Genomic DNA, 16,587 nt, shown 5'->3' with positions numbered 1-16,587 from the left:
AAGTAAGGATTTTTTTTGATATTTTAATTAAATTAATGTAAAAAAAGTCTTATCATTTTACAACCTAGGAATGAAACACTACTCCAAAAAATAGAAAAGAAGATCAGGAAATAAATGTCATAATCAAGTTGAATTTCAAAGGGAAGATCACCTGTACTCTACAGGCTCAGGGGCGGCCATCCACCATGGCGGAGCCACCCCTCTCCTGCCGCTTTTAACCTGGGTTCCTAACAAGGTGCGGTTCGTGGCTGGAAAACCCCGTTGCTCATCACCCGATCCGGCACCGCGTCCAGGTGCAGGTCGATCTTGGCAAAGTTCTGGCAAATCTTGTAAAGCAAGCCCACTTTCTCCAGCCGGATCACCGTATTGCCAAACCCGAATTCCTCGAAGATAGCGCGGGCATTATCCGAAAATAGGGCGATGTAGTCTTCCAGATTGCGGCGCGTCCTGGTGCTACCCAAGGTGCCAAGGGAGTATTCAGAGGTGTTGTAGAAAGGGTATTCAGCAGTTGAGCGCAGAATGGTATCCAGCTCAACATCGGCATTTTTGAAAGCGTCATGCGCTTCCCTCACCGCCTCACGAGTCGGCTCCAGCGCACACTCTAGGCGGCGCAGCAAGGTAAACGACAAAATGATCTTGCCAAAGTCCGTATGCTTGAAGTCCTCCCCCACAGGCCTTCCGCATTCTTCCAAATAAAGTCAGCCTGTAAATTCGTTCATTTTTGCCTCCAACCATACTGTTCACAAAATGGGATGGATTTCAATTCTCAGCTAAATCTGCGAGCCTGCCTCAGAGTGAAAATAGCCAAAAAAAAGATGGGCACAGCCACCAATGGTACCGTACCCATCCCCTACACAGCCACTATTACAATCAGGCTACGCACTCTTTCAGAAACTGCTGCATCGCCTGCCCACGATGGCTGAAGCGGTTTTTCTCCGTTTCGACCATCTCGGCAAAGGTACGACTTTCTCCCTCAGGAATGAACATCGGGTCATAGCCATGACCATGCTTCCCCCTCGGTGGCCATGAGACCTGCCCCCGACACTCCCCCTTCACGAAATGATGTACCCCGTCCGGCCATGCCAGACACAATACCACCACAAACGACGCCGTTCTGTCATCTGAACCACTGGCCTGCATCTCCTCATGCACACGGTTCATCGCCAGTGTCATGTCCCGCTGCGGGCCTGCCCAGCGGGCAGAATAGACACCCGGTCTGCCATCCAATGCCGCCACGCAGAAGCCGGAATCATCGGCCAGTGCAGGCAGGCCCGTCGCCCTGGCAGCGGCTTCCGCCTTGATGAGCGCATTGCCCTCGAAGTCGGCAGCTGTCTCCTCAGGCTCCGACAGATTCAGTTCGGCAGCAGAGCGGACCGTGATGCCGCTCTCTGCCAGCAGAAGAGAGAATTCCCGCAGCTTGCCTTCATTGTGGCTTGCCAGAACGATCTCGCTGCCACGCTCCAGACGGCGGGCAGAATCCTGTCCGCTCATCATGCACTTTCCTTCCTGCGGGCCAGAGCCTCTTTCTGCACGGCAAACAGCTCCTTCGTCCCTTTCTGGGCCAGACCAAACAGGATCTGGAACTCTTCAGGCCGGAAGGGACGTTCTTCTGCCGTGCCCTGAATTTCCACGATGCCGCCATCAGCGGTCAGAACGAAATTGGTATCAGCCTGTGCCTTGCTGTCTTCCGCATAATCGAGATCCAGCACCGGCCCGGCATCCGTCAGCCCGCAGGACACGGCAGCCACCTGTCCCGTCAGGGCCTTCGACTTGCCCAGGCCTTCCAGAGCGATGGCCAGAGCCACCCATGCCCCGGTGATGGAGGCACAGCGTGTGCCACCATCGGCATTCAGCACGTCACAGTCCAGCGTGATCATGCACTCGCCCAGAGCCTTGAGGTCCACGCAGGCCCGCAGGGAACGGCCGATGAGCCGCTGGATCTCCTGCGTGCGGCCGGACTGCTTGCCACGGGCGGCCTCACGGGAGCCACGGGTGTGGGTGGCACGGGGCAGCATCCCATATTCCGCCGTGACCCAGCCCTGGCCCTGGCCCCGCAGGAACGGCGGCACCCGTGTCTCGACGGAAGCGGTGCAGAGCACCTCCGTCCCGCCGACACGGATCAGGGCGGACCCTTCCGCATGAGTGGAAAAACCGGTCTCGATGGTGACCGGGCGAAGGGCGTCGTCAGGACGGCCGGAGGGACGTTCGAACATGAAACAGCTTCCTCGAATCTCTTCAGAAAATCCACATGGGCGGGACTGGACCAGCCACCCCATGACAGGGCACCACCATAGGCAGCCCCTGCCCTTCCGGCCATACCCGCCAGCAAAAAACAGACGACATGCTGCTTCTTCCCGTTCTTTTGCAGGCCATGTTATAAGGGCGGCATGAAGCGTTCCTCCATGCTGCCAGACAGCCCGCCCTCACCATCCCAGAAACCCCGTTTCCGCCGCTGGCGGTTTCTGATGGGAGCCGCCCTTGGCCTCGGCACACTTGCCATCTCCGGGACCATCCTTACGGGGATGGGCCTGTATGCACACCTCAGTGCCAACCTGCCCAGCGTGGACGCTCTCCAGCATTACAAGCCCCCCGTGGTCAGCCGTCTCTATACGTCGGATGACCAGCTCATGGCCGAGCTGTCCCATGAGCGGCGCATCTATGTCCCCATCCGGGCCATTCCTCCCCTTGTCCGCAACGCCTTCATTGCGGCGGAGGACCAGAACTTCTATTCCCACGGCGGCGTGGACCCGCTGGCCATGCTGCGGGCAGGCGTGACGGACATCATCAGCATCCTGACCCATCAGGGCAGACGGCCGCTGGGGGCCTCGACCATCACCCAGCAGGTGGCCAAGGTCATGCTGCTGAACAACAACAGCCTGACCATCGAACGGAAGGTGCGGGAAGCCCTGCTCGCCATGCGGATCGAGCACACGCTCTCCAAGGACCGCATTCTGGAAATCTACCTGAACGGCATCTATCTGGGGAACGGAGCCTACGGGGTCGAGGCGGCGGCGCAGACCTACTTCAACAAGACACTGGACCAGCTGAGCGATGCCGAGGCGGCAATGCTCGCCAGCATGCCCAAATCCCCCAGCAACTATAACCCGTTCCTCCACCCCAAGGCGGCCATGTGGCGGCGCAACTGGGTGCTGGACCGCATGGGCGAGACCCACGCCATCCCCGCCGACGAGGCCCAGAAGGCCAAGCAGGATCCGCTCGTGCCACAGGGACAGGTGCGCTTCGGGCCACTCGCCAATTCCGAATGGTTCGCTGCGGAAGTCCGCCGCCAGCTGACATCCCTCTACAGCGAGGAACAGACGACGGAAGGCGGGCTGGACGTCCATACCAGTCTTGACCCGCACCTCCAGCAGGTCAGCACGAAACTGCTGCGGGAAGGACTGATGGCCTATGCCCGCACCCATGAGGGCTGGCATGGTGCTGTCGGCCATCTGGACGACGCCACCATGTCGGACTGGCAGACCGGGCTGGCGCAGCAGAAAAACCCGGCCGGGATGCTCCCGGCCTGGCGTCTGGCCGTCGTCCTGTCGTCGGAGCCTTCCGTGCGTGTGGGCTGGGTGAAAAACCACGATGCCCACACGGCCACGCTCCGCAAGGCTGATGAGACCTGGAGCCACCGCACCCACCCCCTCCGGACGAGCGACCTCGTGATGGTCGAGCCGCAGGATGACGGTTCCGCCGCACTGGAACAGATTCCACTGGTGGAAGGGGCGACCGTCACGCTGGATGCCCATACGGGGCGTGTCCTGGCACTCGTGGGGGGCTGGTCCTTCCAGCAGAGCCAGTTCAACCGTGTCACGCAGGCGCAGCGTCAGCCGGGGTCCTCCTTCAAGCCGCTGGTCTATCTGGCCGCCATGGAGCGGGACATCTCCCCTTCCGAAACGTTCGAGGATTCACCCATCAGTTTCGGGGACTGGAAGCCGCAGAACTATGAGCATGACAACTGGGGCCCCACCACCCTGCATGATGCCCTGCGGGAAAGCCGCAACCTCGTGACCATCCGTGTGGCGGCCCATCTGGGCATGAAGGCCGTCAGCGACATGGCCGTGCGGTCCGGCATGGTGGACACCATGCCACCCTACCTGCCCGCCGCCCTCGGGGCCGTGGAGACCACCGTCCTGCGGGAGGCCGGAGCCTATGCGGCCATCGCCAATGGTGGCCACAGCATCACCCCCAGCCTGATCGACTACATCCAGAATCCGGATGGCACCATCATCTGGCGCAACCAGGCCAACCAGCGCACGGTGACGACCGAAAACGGGATGCCCGTCATCCATGATGGCCGCCCGGTCCTGGCCTCGCCGCAGAGTGCCTTCCAGATCACCACCATGATGCGGGATGTCATCGCCCGGGGTACGGGCGTGCGGGCTGGCGTGGGCATCGACCGCCCCATCGCCGGGAAGACCGGCACCAGTCAGGACTATCATGACGCTTGGTTCGCCGGGTTCTCTCCCGATACCGTAACAGTGGTGTGGATCGGCTATGATGCGCCCCGCAGCTTGGGCAAGAACGAGACGGGCGGCCATCTGGCCGGACCGATCTGGAACGGCATCATGAAGGCCGTCTTCGCCACCCGCCCCCGGCTGGAATTCCCCGCACCGGCAGGAATCACGCTGGCGGAGTACGATACCGGGCGCATCCGGGCCATCGACGCCTTCAAGCCGGACCAGATTCCGGGGGCATCCGTGCCGCTGCATGGCTTCGGGGCCGGAACGCAGGCCCTCACCGCCGCCGATACCGGTGCGGACATGATTCCTGATTCCGAGACTGACATGCCCAGCTCCGCCGATGGAACGGCCAGCCAGACCGGTGCCGGTCCAGCCCCGTCCGGCTCCACCCCTCAGGGCAGGTCCGGACCGCCGGAAGGAGGTGACATTGGCGTCGGTGGTCTGTACTAAGGCAGCAACATCAACCTGAAGGAAACAGGAGAACGCCTGAATGTCGGCCGAGACCGAAGCCCTCTCCGAACAGATCAAGCAGTCGGTGGCACTGCTGAGGAGGCATCTTTGACTGGGATGTCGCCAAAACACGCCTTGCCGAACTGAACCATCTCTCCGAAGACCCGGACCTCTGGAACAACCCGGATGCCGCCCAGAAGCTGATGCGTGAGCGCACCATGCTCGCCAACCAGATCGAGGGGGTCGAGGCCCTGGAGGCCGACGTGCAGGACACGCTGGACCTCGTCGAGCTGGCCGAGATGGAGAATGACGACGCCGTGGTGCAGGAGGGCCTCGCCACCCTGCGCAGCCTCGCCACCCAGGCCCAGCAGCGTGAGACGGAAAGCCTCCTCTCTGGCGAGGCCGACAGCAATGACTGCTATCTCGAGGTCAATGCCGGTGCCGGTGGCACGGAGGCGCAGGACTGGGCCGAAATGCTGCTGCGCATGTATACCCGCTGGTCTGAGAAACATGGTTACAAGGTGACCATGATGGAAAGCAGCGAAGGGGAACAGGCCGGGCTGAAATCCGCCACGATCCTCGTCAGCGGCCCCAACGCCTATGGCTGGCTGAAGACGGAGGCCGGGGTGCACCGCCTCGTGCGCATCTCCCCCTTCGACTCCGCCGCACGGCGGCAGACCTCCTTTGCCTCCATCTACATCTCGCCTGTCGTGGATGATTCAATCGAGATCGAGATCATCGATTCCGACCTGCGCGTGGACACGTTCCGGGCCTCCGGAGCTGGTGGGCAGCACGTCAACAAGACGGACTCCGCCATCCGCATCACCCACATCCCGACGGGCATCGTCGTGGCCTGCCAGACGGACCGGTCCCAGCACCGCAACCGGGCCACGGCCATGGAAATGCTGAAGGCCCGCCTCTATGAGGCCGAACTTCAGAAGCGGGAAGCCGAGGCCTCCGCCGCCGAGGCCGCCAAGACGGACATCGGCTGGGGGCATCAGATACGGTCCTACGTTCTGGCTCCCTACCAGCTTGTCAAGGACCTGCGCACCAACATCGAGAAGGGCAATCCCGACGCCGTTCTTGACGGTGATCTGGACGAGTTCATGGCAGCGTCTCTGGCACAGCGTGTCAGTGCCACGAGGTCGGAGGCCAGTGCCACGGCCCAGTGAGGCCGTCACGGATCGGACGGACAGGAAAGGGCATGGTCCTGCAACAGGGATCATGCCCTTTTTCAGTTTTCCGGAGACTGATTCCCGCAGGTTTCACGACTTCAGTGCGTTACTTCCTGACAGATCCGGCTATTTGACCAGAACGATCTGTTATTTTTACAGGGTGGGCCGGTCAAAATAATTCACAGTTCCGTCCTCATCCCTAGCCTTGCCTCCTCACGAAAAACACGGGAAATCCGCCATCCTTGAGACGGTCACGAAAAATATCCACATAAGCACCCTGTTTTATCCACAGAATGACATGCGAAAGAGTCGCATAACACTACTTGCATCAGGGAGGCAGCTTAGGCCATTGGTAAAAGAACCGATACGGGAGCCATCCCGTGCGGGTTCGCCGGTCCTCTCCCAGGAGACATCCCCCCGTGAGAGCTAGGTCGGCACGCACCCGACAGCCGTACATGCAGGCAGAGGGTCTTTTTCCCTCCCGGGCTGGGCATGGGCCTGCCATGTGGAGGAACCGGTCATGCTGGCAGGGCAGCCCTGCCGAAAAGAAACGCCAGACCACACGGTGTGGGAAAAGGGTAAGAAGGTTTTGGAATGAGAAGCTACGCCGTCCAGCAACGCAAGCCGACAGACTATATCGTCGCCGTTGTCGTGGCCTTTCTGGCCATCGGTCTGGTGGTCTACGCCCTGACGCTCACAAGGGCGGAGAAGCCCGCACCCGTGCATCCTCCGATCCAGACACGGGTCATTGCGGAAGCACCGCCGCCTCCGCCGCCTCCGCCACCGCCCCAGCCGGTGATGGTCCAGCCGCCACCGCCCTATGTTCCCCCGCCCAGGATACAGGTGGCACCACCGCCAAAACCACCGATCCAGCACAGCCACCAGAAGTCTCCCAAGCCGAAGGCCGCTGCTCCCCAGCCTGCGCCTGCCGCTCCGGCGCAGTCTTCCTCGGCGGCTCCTGCGGCAAGCTCCAGCAGCTCGTCCGAGAATGACCATTCGGCAGGGGCTTCCCCCATCAACAACGTGCGCCCGGAATATCCGGAGGAGGCACAGGAGGAAAACCGTGAAGGCTCCGTGACGGCCTCCTGCGACATCCTCACCAACGGCAAGCCTGCGCACTGCAAGCTGCTGAGTGTCAAGGGCGGGCATGACTTTGCCGAGAGTGCGCTCGACTTCCTCGAACATTCGGCAGTCCGGTACCAGCCGGCCGTGGTGGGTGGACAGCCGGTCGTGGAACACAACCACGTCCTGCATGTGGACTTCACCATGGGTGACGAGTGAGGGTCCTCCGGCCTGAGATGAGCCAGTTTCACGCTGCCCCGCCTCCTTCCACCAGGCACGCCTTTGCGGAAGGTCGGGCAGCAGACCGTTTTCACACTGTTCCGCCCCGGCAGGGACGGCAGGAAGACCGACACGGGAGGTTACTCCCACCGGTGCACCTTCAGACAGGTGCTTTTTTAGACAAGGATATGGGATTCATGACCAGACTGTTCCGCCTCCCCGTAACTGTTGCTGCGCCGGGTGCGCGCGCTGTCTATGGCACGGCCCTGGCCCTGACTCTGGCGGCCACGCCACTGGCCTCCGCTGCCTTTGCACAGGAAGCCACGCCTGCCGCTCCTCCGGCCGGTGCCACAATGACTGCCCAGCCTCCCGCAGGCACCACACCGGCAGCACCGCCCGCTGGCGTCACGCCCGCCGCTCCTCCGGCCGGTGCCGAAGGCGGCACGCCCGTCACCGCCACGCCGGTGAGCGACAAGCCAGCAGAGGAAGCCCCCAAGGAAAACCCCTACGGTCTGGGTGCACTCTGGAAGAATGGTGACATCATCGCCCGTGGCGTGCTGCTCATCATGGCCATCATGTCCCTGGGAACATGGATCATCATGATCAGCAAGTTCCTCGAACAGTCCCGCCTCTTCCGGGCCTCCAAGGCCGTCAACCAGAGTTTCTGGACACAGAAGACCGTCCAGGACGGGGCACAGACCCTGAAGGCCGATTCCCCGTTCCGCTACATCGCCGAGACAGGCATTGTCGCCGCCCGTCATCATGAAGGCTCCATGCGGGATTCCATCGACCTCCACTCATGGACGGCCATGTCCATCCAGCGTGCCCTGGAAACCATCAACACACGCCTCCAGGGCGGGCTGGCCTTCCTTGGTACGGTAGGCTCCACCTCCCCCTTCATCGGCCTGTTCGGTACGGTCTGGGGCATCTATCACGCCCTGACGGCCATCGGCATTGCCGGTCAGGCCTCCATCGACAAGGTGGCAGGCCCGGTGGGTGAATCCCTCATCATGACGGCCATCGGTCTGGCCACCGCCGTGCCGGCCGTGCTGGGCTACAACCTGCTCGTCCGCCGTAACAAGGGTGCCATGGACCGGGTCCGCAATTTCGGGTCCGACCTGCACTCCGTTCTGATCGGCGGCTACCGCCATGAGGCGGGCTTCGCCGAAGGAACGAAGGACAGCAGCCCGACCACCACAACAGCCAGCGAACGGGTCTGAGATCATGGCATTCAACACCGGAGACATTGGCGATGATGGAGAGGTGGTGTCAGCCATCAACACGACACCACTCGTCGACGTCATGCTGGTGCTGCTCATCATCTTCCTCATCACCATTCCGGTGGCCACGCACACCGTGAAGGTCAAGCTGCCGGTGGACCGCAACCAGCCGACCCAGACGAAGCCGGGCAACATCGTGCTGGCCGTGACGGCTGACGGGCAGACCTACTGGAACACCCTGCCCGTCAGCGACCACAAGGACCTGGTCAACCGTCTGGTGGAGGCGGCACGCCTGCGCCCGCAGCCACAGATACAGATCCGTGGTGACGGCTCGGCCCAGTACATGCCGGTCGGCAAGATCGTGGCCGCCTGTCAGGAAGCGGGCATCCAGCATGTGGATTTCATCACGGAACAGCCACACGACTGACCTGTCATCCCCTGCTCCCGTCCCTCTGACGGAAGCGGGGGAGTTTTCATCCCTCTTTCCCGGTTCCTGATCCGGGGGAGGCAGTTTCTGGAGAATTCCTCATGGCCATGAATGTTGGCACAGAAACCACCCATGAAGATGAAGCCATCGTCGACATCAACACCACGCCGCTGATCGACGTGATGCTGGTGCTGCTGATCATGCTCATCATCACCATCCCGCTCCAGACCCATTCCGTGTCCATCGACCTGCCGCAGGGGGATCCGCCGCCCTCCACCATACAGCCACAGGTCGTCACCATCGGCATCAACTACGACAACACGCTGAGCTGGAATGACACGCCCATCTCCTCCGAGGATGACCTCCAGGCCCGCCTGAACGGGGCCGTGCATCCTGCAACGGGAGAGCAGCCGGAAGTCCATATCCGGCCCGACCGCCTTGCCACCTACAGGACCGTTGCCCATGTCATGGCCGATGCCCAGCGTCTTGGCGTGACCAAGCTCGGCATCATCGGTCTGGACCAGTATGTAGAAGGACAGTAAGTCATGAGCCTGCCACATCTGAAACACCCGCACGGATGGCTCGTGGCCGGAATGCTCGGCCTCTCCGCCATCGCCTGCACGCCCATCTCCGGCCTTTCCCCTGCCCGGCTGCTGGCCAGCACGGCGCAGGCGGATGACCAGCTGGGACAGGATGTCGGCAGGCAGCTCCAGCAGGCCCAGGCCGCCCTGGCCAGCCACCACGCCGCCAAGGCCCTGGACTTCGTCAATGCCGCCGATGCCGTGGCAGGCAAGAGCGACTATGAGAGCTACGTCATTGCCCAGATGCGGGCGGCGGCGGCCAGTCAGGCAGGCAACGTCCCCGTGGCCCTGAAAGCCTATGAGACACTCATCAGGAACAGCCGCACAACCCCGGCCACCCGTCAGCAGCTGCTCATGGCACAGGCCAGCCTGGCTTACGGGGCACGGGACTACGACGCTGCGGCGCAGGCCGCCCGCCGTTACCTTCAGGAAGCCGGCCCCAGCCAGCAGATGCAGACCCTGCTGCTCCAGTGCCATTACCTCCAGAAGGACTGGAAAGGCGTGGTGGAGGCAGGCCATGCCATCCTTGCCGCAGACCAGAAGGCAGGCCAGATTCCGGCAGAAAACCAGCTCCAGATGCTCGCCACGGCCTATGACCAGCTGCATGACAGCTCTGGCAAGACGGGCACCTACGTCAAGCTGGTGAAGTATCACGCACGCCCTCAATACTGGCAGATGCTGATTCATGACCTGACGGCCGACCGTTCCCTCACCCCCCGCATGGTCTTCAACCTGCAACGGCTGCGCCTGAACACCGGCCTGCTGACCAGCCCGGCCGAGTTCCAGGACATGGCCGAACGGGCCGTGCAGATGGGCCTGCCCCAGCTGGCCCTGAACCTTCTTGACGAAGGCTATGCCCGCCATCTTCTGGGCACGGGGACGGAAGCGGCCGCACAGGCCCGTTTCCGGGCCTTCGTGGCCCAGCGTGCCACCGAGACCCGCACCGCCCTGCCCGCAGCCGTGGAACAGGCCAAATCGTCATCCGAGGCGGGGCCGTCCCTGACGGCAGGGTACAATCTCGTCCTGAACGGGCAGGTCGACCAGGGGATCGCCCTGATGCAGCAGGGCCTGACGAAACACCCCCACCAGCCCGACCTGGCCCGTCTCACGCTCGGCATGGCCCTGATGGATGGCGGCCATTCCGCCGAGGCCATAAAGCTCCTCAGCAGCATGGATGGAGATGGCACGGCCAACAATCTGGCCCAGCTCTGGGCCGTGCAGCTCTCCTCCCACTCGACACGCTGAACACGGACCAATCAGGACCGGTACCGGCGGCCCCGTCATGTTCACGGCGCATCCGGTACCGTCAACCAGGACTCAGGGAAGCCCGGCCGACCGGGCTTCCCTCCCCATGAAATGAAATCCTTTTCATGAAACTCTGTCTTAAAATCGCACGGATGTTTTGAGAGAAGGGCGGCAGAACATTTCATTTCCATTCCCTTTGGAGCGACACATCCACATGACCGACAAGACACCGTATCCCGGGAGGGATACCGTCCCACACCGGCATTTGACCGGCCTTTTCCTGCACCGTCTGATTCCGGCCCTGCTGCTGGCCTGCCTGGCCCTGCTCGCCCCCTCATCCGCCCGGGCGGAACCGCAGGCGGCCCCGGCAGCGGCCAGCAGCTCTGGAAATGTCGGCCTCTCTGCGGATCAGGCCCATCAGCTCATTACCGTCCTGAGTGACGACGCCCAGCGTCAGCAGTTTCTGACGACACTGAAAAATCTGACACAGGCGCAGCAGGACACCCATCATACCTCCGTCATCGACCTGGCCCGGGACAACCTCGCCGCTTTCGGGGAGCGTGCCCTCCAGCAGATGCGCATTCTGCACCAGAGCATCATCGACTTCGGGGCCATCGCTCCGTGGGTCCATGCCCTCATCCATGATTCCGCCCTTCAGGCCAGCATCGCCCGGACCCTGCTACGTGTGGTCATCATGCTGGTGTGCAGCTATCTGCTGTTCTTCGGTGCCCGGATCATCCTGCGTCCCCTTTACAAACGCATCAGCAACATGGCCCGGAAGCACGATCACAAGGTCTTCCAGCATGAGGCCGAAAAGCTGCGCCGTGCCCGTGCCGAGGTGACGGAAGCCACGGAAAGCACCATCCGGGAATCAGCCCCCTCCCATGCTGCCAGCACGAGGGACGAGACCGCCAACGCACAGGCCAGCATCGAGGAAAGCCTCCGCCATCAGGGTGCCCTGACGCAGCTCATGCTCTGTCTGCGCCGTGCCCCCTACACGCTGGCCTGCGCCGTACTGGAACTCATCACCATCTGCACCTTTCCGCTGGTCGCCCTGCTGATGGGACTGCTGGACCCCGCTCCCTCTCCGGAAGCCTCCCATGCCATCTGGAGCATCTCCTGGCTGATCGGCATTGGACTGGGCGTGTGGACCCTGCTCCTGCGCATCTTCCTGGCCCCGCAGGCTCCGTGGCTGCGCCTCAGCATCCTACGTGACAGCTCCTCCGCCTTCATCTTCCACTATTTCCGGCAGATCGGTGTCATTCTGGCCTGGGGCTTCTCCTTCCTGGCCATGCTCCACGCCATGCAGCTGCCTGTCCCAGTTTCCAGCGGACTGCAGAAACTCCTCCTGCTGGCCGTCCACATCTTCCTTGCCGTCATGATCATCCGGTCCCGCAAGCGGGTGCAGCATGCCTGCCAGCATATCGGGGCCAACAACCGCCGCCTCCAGTCCATCATGGCTCTGGTGTCCGGCAGCTGGTGGATCGTCGCCCTGTTCTTCGACTTCGCCCTCTGGCTGGTCTGGGCGGCCGACATTGACGGAGGATACCAGCTCATCCTCCAGATATTCATCCGCACGCTGGTGGCTCTCGTCGTCGTCCGCATCGTCAGCATCCTGGCCTATGGCGGGCTGGAACGCTTCATGCGTGCACTGGATGGCTGGAACCTCAACGAGGAGACGCTGCTCCGCATCCGCCGTTACTACCCGGCGGCAACGGCGGTGATCCGCCTCTTCATCGTGGCCCTGACCATCCTGGCCCTTGCCCTGGCCTGGGGTGCTCCCGTGCATCTCCTCTTCGGCCATGACACGCTGGGACCACGCATCATCCAGGCGGCCGTGACCATCCTGGTGGCCCTGTTCATCGGGGTGCTCGCCTGGGAAGTGGCCAACGTGACCATCGAGCATCACATCCGCCGCCTTGGCCTTCAGGATGGCCGGGATGTCCAGATCCGCATCGCCCGCCTCCAGACACTGACGCCAATGTTCCGCATCCTGTTCCTGCTGGTGCTGGCGGTCATCATCGGGCTGACCGTCCTTTCCCAGCTGGGCATCGACACCGGCCCGCTGATCGCCAGTGCCTCCATTTTCGGGGTGGCTCTCGGTTTCGGTTCCCAGAAGCTGGTGCAGGACTTCATCAGCGGCATCTTCCTGCTGCTGGAGAATGCCCTGACCGTCGGGGACTCCGTGACGCTGAACGGCACCTATGGTGTGATCGAGCGTCTGTCCCTGCGGTCTGTCCATGTCCGGGCCAATGACGGCTCCATGAACATCTTCTCCTTCAGCTCGCTGACGCAGGTGACCAACTACAACCGTGACTTCTCCCGTGCGATGATTCTTGCCACGGTGGACATTGACAGCGACACGGACCAGGTCGCCGCCATCCTGGTGGAGATCGGCAAGGAAATGCGGAACGAAGCTCCCTACAAGGACCTCATCCTTGCGGACTTCGACCTCTGGGGTGTCTCTGCCATCGGTGAGTCGTCCGTCTCCGTGAAGGGCGTCTATCCCACGACGAATGCCGGCCGTTGGACCGTCGAATGGGAATTCAACCGCCGCATGAAGAAACGGTTCGAGAAGGCTGGCATCCAGTATCCCCGTGAGGTCGTGGACATTCAGGGAACTGCGCTGGAGAAGCTCATCGGCAGCACGGCTTCTGCCAGACCGTCCGGTGAACAGGGCAGGGACTGACCGCTCCCCTGCCATCCACCTTCCTCTCCCCGGCTGTCCGGGGGGAGGAGCAGACATGAAAAAACCCCCTGCCCGTGAGGACAGGGGGTTTTTTCGTGCCAGACTGAAGGATCAGTGACCTTCATCATAGGAGCGCAGTGCCAGCAACGCCCAGATGGCAGCCGGAACCCAGCCCAGAATGGTGATCTGGAGCAGCAGGCAGATGATGCCGGCAATCGGACGACCGATGGTGAAAAAGGTCAGCCAGGGAACAAAAAAAGCGATCAGGATACGGATCATGACTATTTCCTCCATGCAATCGGGGATGACTGCAAAACAGCGTCCCTCCAGACCGGAAGGACGCACCCCTACATCCTTAAAAAAAATGCCAATATTATGAAAGCGTTATTCTGCCTGTCTCAGGCCCGGCTATGTCTTCCGGAAAGAGGCTGCTAGGACAGAATCTCCATATCTGACAGGAAGAAAGAGTATCCCGCATGATCATCGCCGAAGTTTCCTACCTCGCCTCCCCGGAAGATGTTCAGGCCCAGCGGCCTGCCCACAGGGCCTTCCTTGCCACACTTTTCGAGAAACGCATCCTGCTGGCCTCCGGCCCCAAACTGTCCGGTGACGGCGGCGTCCTCATCGCCAGGGATGGCGTCACGCAGCAGGAGCTGGAAGCCCTTCTGGCCCAGGACCCCTTCATCACCTCCGGCGTGGGGCAGTACCGGTTCACCGAATTCAGGACCGCACAGCTCGCACCGGAACTGACGGAAGAACGCTGATCCACCACCCCCAGCACACCCGGCCCTGCGTCAGCCATCCCCTTGTCGCAGGGCTGACGGTCGGGGGCAGGACCATTCTGCCGGACTGAGACCCTGACCGGGCGGAAGCCATGCCCCGGCGACAGACCACTCCGCAAGGCCCATCATATGACCATCCAGAAAACATGAAGGCTTCTTCTGCCGACGCATGAAATAAAAGGAGACCCAGAACAGCCCCAGCATGGGATTTTCTGAAGAACAGCTTTTCCGAAATATGGCCTGTCGATTGTCATTTTTTATGAACCGTAACCCCATTTAAAAGTTTTTTATTTTACAGAAACCCTTGATTATCCGTTTTTTATTTCCTTCTTTCTAAGAAGAATACTGGGTTCGGACTCCTCCGACCCTGTTATGAGGTAAAGTATCATGGCAGATTTTCTGAACACGAAAGCATCGAAACAGCCCGCCGTGGTCCTCGGTGCCGGTACACTGGGATCCCGGATTGCCCTGATGCTGGCAACACGTGGCGGCGAGGTCCGCATCTTCGACAAACAGGAACAGGCCACGGAGAAGGCCCTCGCCTTCATCGAAAAACATCTGCCGGAAGTCGTCTCATCCATCGAGGGTGGCAAGGCCGGGCATGTGACCGCCGCCAGAACGATGGAAGAGGCCGTGGCCGACGCCTGGCTCGTCATCGAGGCCCTGCCCGAGAAGCTGGACCTCAAGACGGAAATCTTCGGTCAGCTGGACCAGCTGACATCCGAAGAGACCATTCTGGCCACGAACTCCTCATCCTTCCCGTCCAGCCAGATCGTCGGCGGGGTGAAGCACAGGAACCGTGTGCTCAACACACATTTCATGATGCCCCCCGAAAAGCGGGTCGTGGAACTCATGTCCTGTGGTTCCACCGACCAGGCGATCATTGAGGACCTGGCCCACTATTTCAGGGAAGTCGGCCTCTCCCCCTACATCGCCAGAAAGGAGAGCGTGGGCTTCATCGAGAACCGCATCTGGGCGGCCATCAAGCGGGAATCCCTCTGCGTCGCCGCCGAGGGCATTGCCGACCCGGAAACGATCGACCGCATCTACTGTGAGACACAGGGCACCCCTGCCGGGCCGTTCAGGCTCATGGACCAGGTCGGCCTCGACATCGTCCTCCAGATCGAGGAGCATTACGCCCAGGTCTTCCCGCACCTCCCTGAGGCCCCCCGCACGCTGCTCCGCAGGATGATCTCCGAAAACCGGCTCGGCGTGAAAAGCGGCCGGGGTTTCTACGACTATGATGAAGAAAAATCATGAGCCACAAGACAGTTCTCTACTCCCTCGAGATCGACCCCGCCCGCATTACGGCCCTTTCCATCGGGGAAGGCCGTGCCCTGTCCCATGTCGAGATCGGCTGGGGCACACCGGATGGCCTGTGGATTGATGAGGCCGAAGGCCGCATCTACTGGACCAACATGGGCCGGGAAGACGGCTCCGCCGATGGCACCATAGAATCGGCCCTTCTGGACGGCAGCGACCACAGGCTCCTCGTCGGTCACGGGCTGGTCGTCACTCCCAAGCAGCTGACATCCTCACCGGGACTCGAGCATCTCTACTGGTGCGACCGTGAGGGCATGCGCATCATGCGGTGCCGCCGGGATGGCAGCGAGCTGGAGGTCCTGCTCCAGACCGGCGTCTACCCGGAAGACATGAAGAACGTACCTCTCCAGTGCGTCGGCATCGCCCTGGACACCCAGAACGGGCACATCTACTGGTCACAGAAAGGCCCGTCCAAAGGTGGAGTCGGCCGCATCTTCCGTATGCCGCTGGACCTGCCGGAAGGCATGGACCCTGCCAAACGGACGGACGTGGAACTGCTCGCCGATCACCTGCCGGAACCGATCGACCTGCATGTGTCACCCACTCTGGGCAAACTCTGGTGGACGGACCGTGGTGCTCCCCCGGACGGCAACAGCCTGAACGTGGCCCATGTGGACGGCCGGGGCCTCCACAGCCATCAGGTCATCCTGCGCGGGCTGGACGAGGCCATCGGGCTGGCCGTCGACCCCAAGGGGACGCTGGCCTTCGTCAGTGATCTGGGTGGCTCCATCCGGGAAGTCATTCTCGAAAGCGGACAGGCCCGCCTCATCACCAGACAGGCACCGACGACGGGTCTCTGCCTGTTCGCGTCCGGAGACTGATCACCCCTCACGAAGATCACGGCCGCTCAATACCGGACAGGCTCCAGTAGAGCGGCCATCATGGACCCGGCCTATATTCATCAGGCTTTATATTCCTTTATCATTAACTGTTCATGTGATCATCTCT

15 protein-coding genes are annotated in these 16,587 nt (G+C 61.7%); 11 read left to right on the top strand and 4 right to left on the bottom strand.

All coding sequences use genetic code 11. The features are described from left to right. Positions 1–227: 227 nt before the first annotated feature. From CPA56_RS08385 to rph, 3 genes are all read right to left on the bottom strand, one after another. On the bottom strand, positions 228–671 hold the full coding sequence (locus CPA56_RS08385) for a type I restriction-modification system subunit M N-terminal domain-containing protein (protein WP_326831320.1): 444 nt from the start codon (positions 669–671) through the stop codon (positions 228–230). A 199-nt stretch (positions 672–870) separates the two neighbouring features. Next, positions 871–1,491, bottom strand: a complete 621-nt coding sequence (rdgB, locus tag CPA56_RS08380) for an RdgB/HAM1 family non-canonical purine NTP pyrophosphatase (RefSeq protein ID WP_182041631.1) — start codon at positions 1,489–1,491, stop codon at positions 871–873. Further along, entirely contained in the window at positions 1,491–2,213 is a 723-nt protein-coding gene (gene rph / locus CPA56_RS08375; protein ID WP_182041557.1) for a ribonuclease PH, read from the bottom strand. Before rph ends, rdgB begins: the two co-directional genes overlap by 1 nt. A gap of 174 nt (positions 2,214–2,387) precedes the next feature. Here rph and CPA56_RS08370 point away from each other — a divergent pair, with 174 nt between their 5' ends. From CPA56_RS08370 to CPA56_RS08335, 8 genes are all read left to right on the top strand, one after another. Beyond that, entirely contained in the window at positions 2,388–4,916 is a 2,529-nt protein-coding gene (locus CPA56_RS08370; protein WP_182041556.1) for a penicillin-binding protein 1A, read from the top strand. A gap of 40 nt (positions 4,917–4,956) precedes the next feature. Then, a protein-coding gene (gene prfB / locus CPA56_RS08365; RefSeq protein ID WP_182041555.1) for a peptide chain release factor 2 occupies positions 4,957–6,088 on the top strand; the annotation gives its coding sequence in 2 pieces (ribosomal slippage) (positions 4,957–5,025 and positions 5,027–6,088; 1,131 coding nt in all). Between the two features lie 597 nt (positions 6,089–6,685). Next, the gene (locus CPA56_RS08360; protein WP_182041554.1) at positions 6,686–7,372 is read left to right on the top strand and encodes an energy transducer TonB; all 687 of its coding nucleotides are present in this window, start codon (positions 6,686–6,688) and stop codon (positions 7,370–7,372) included. Between the two features lie 197 nt (positions 7,373–7,569). Beyond that, complete coding sequence (locus tag CPA56_RS08355; protein ID WP_182041553.1) at positions 7,570–8,592, top strand: MotA/TolQ/ExbB proton channel family protein; 1,023 nt, start codon at positions 7,570–7,572, stop codon at positions 8,590–8,592. A 4-nt stretch (positions 8,593–8,596) separates the two neighbouring features. After that, entirely contained in the window at positions 8,597–9,019 is a 423-nt protein-coding gene (locus tag CPA56_RS08350; RefSeq protein WP_182041552.1) for an ExbD/TolR family protein, read from the top strand. Positions 9,020–9,120: 101 nt separating this feature from the next. Further along, the gene (locus tag CPA56_RS08345; protein WP_182041551.1) at positions 9,121–9,561 is read left to right on the top strand and encodes an ExbD/TolR family protein; all 441 of its coding nucleotides are present in this window, start codon (positions 9,121–9,123) and stop codon (positions 9,559–9,561) included. Between the two features lie 3 nt (positions 9,562–9,564). After that, positions 9,565–10,845 carry an outer membrane protein assembly factor BamD gene (locus CPA56_RS08340; protein ID WP_182041550.1) on the top strand — a complete coding sequence of 427 codons (1,281 nt, stop codon included), beginning with the start codon at positions 9,565–9,567 and terminating at the stop codon, positions 10,843–10,845. Positions 10,846–11,110: 265 nt separating this feature from the next. After that, positions 11,111–13,534, top strand: a complete 2,424-nt coding sequence (locus tag CPA56_RS08335; protein ID WP_182041549.1) for a mechanosensitive ion channel family protein — start codon at positions 11,111–11,113, stop codon at positions 13,532–13,534. 111 nt (positions 13,535–13,645) lie between these two features. Here the strand turns inward: CPA56_RS08335 and CPA56_RS08330 are convergent, their stop codons facing one another. Further along, positions 13,646–13,810, bottom strand: coding sequence for a YqaE/Pmp3 family membrane protein (locus CPA56_RS08330; RefSeq protein WP_182041630.1), 165 nt, complete (start codon positions 13,808–13,810; stop codon positions 13,646–13,648). A gap of 200 nt (positions 13,811–14,010) precedes the next feature. On the opposite strand from CPA56_RS08330, the gene CPA56_RS08325 reads away from it, so the two are divergent. The 3 genes from CPA56_RS08325 to CPA56_RS08315 all read left to right on the top strand — a co-directional run bounded on the left by CPA56_RS08325 (position 14,011) and on the right by CPA56_RS08315 (position 16,460). Further along, entirely contained in the window at positions 14,011–14,298 is a 288-nt protein-coding gene (locus CPA56_RS08325) for a YciI family protein (protein WP_182041548.1), read from the top strand. A gap of 405 nt (positions 14,299–14,703) precedes the next feature. Then, positions 14,704–15,576 carry a 3-hydroxyacyl-CoA dehydrogenase family protein gene (locus CPA56_RS08320; RefSeq protein ID WP_182041547.1) on the top strand — a complete coding sequence of 291 codons (873 nt, stop codon included), beginning with the start codon at positions 14,704–14,706 and terminating at the stop codon, positions 15,574–15,576. Beyond that, positions 15,573–16,460, top strand: coding sequence for a hypothetical protein (locus tag CPA56_RS08315; protein ID WP_182041546.1), 888 nt, complete (start codon positions 15,573–15,575; stop codon positions 16,458–16,460). The genes CPA56_RS08320 and CPA56_RS08315 overlap by 4 nt, the downstream gene beginning before the upstream one ends. The last annotated feature ends 127 nt before the right edge of the window (positions 16,461–16,587 follow it).

Origin of the sequence: Bombella mellum, from assembly GCF_014048465.1 — a bacterium.
Classification (GTDB): Bacteria; Pseudomonadota; Alphaproteobacteria; order Acetobacterales; family Acetobacteraceae; genus Bombella; species Bombella mellum.
The sequence above is the reverse complement of the archived record's forward strand: the minus strand, read 5'-3'. Positions and strand labels throughout refer to the sequence as shown.

Excerpts from the sequence above, each read along its gene's own strand:
- CPA56_RS08350 (WP_182041552.1), top strand. The coding sequence starts at position 8,597 with ATGGCATTCAACACCGGAGACATTGGCGATGATGGAGAGGTGGTGTCA.
- CPA56_RS08340 (WP_182041550.1), top strand. The coding sequence starts at position 9,565 with ATGAGCCTGCCACATCTGAAACACCCGCACGGATGGCTCGTGGCCGGA.
- CPA56_RS08370 (WP_182041556.1), top strand. The coding sequence starts at position 2,388 with ATGAAGCGTTCCTCCATGCTGCCAGACAGCCCGCCCTCACCATCCCAG.
- CPA56_RS08360 (WP_182041554.1), top strand. The coding sequence starts at position 6,686 with ATGAGAAGCTACGCCGTCCAGCAACGCAAGCCGACAGACTATATCGTC.
- rdgB (WP_182041631.1), bottom strand. The coding sequence starts at position 1,491 with ATGAGCGGACAGGATTCTGCCCGCCGTCTGGAGCGTGGCAGCGAGATC.
- CPA56_RS08315 (WP_182041546.1), top strand. The coding sequence starts at position 15,573 with ATGAGCCACAAGACAGTTCTCTACTCCCTCGAGATCGACCCCGCCCGC.
- CPA56_RS08320 (WP_182041547.1), top strand. The coding sequence starts at position 14,704 with ATGGCAGATTTTCTGAACACGAAAGCATCGAAACAGCCCGCCGTGGTC.
- CPA56_RS08325 (WP_182041548.1), top strand. The coding sequence starts at position 14,011 with ATGATCATCGCCGAAGTTTCCTACCTCGCCTCCCCGGAAGATGTTCAG.
- rph (WP_182041557.1), bottom strand. The coding sequence starts at position 2,213 with ATGTTCGAACGTCCCTCCGGCCGTCCTGACGACGCCCTTCGCCCGGTC.
- CPA56_RS08355 (WP_182041553.1), top strand. The coding sequence starts at position 7,570 with ATGACCAGACTGTTCCGCCTCCCCGTAACTGTTGCTGCGCCGGGTGCG.
- CPA56_RS08345 (WP_182041551.1), top strand. The coding sequence starts at position 9,121 with ATGGCCATGAATGTTGGCACAGAAACCACCCATGAAGATGAAGCCATC.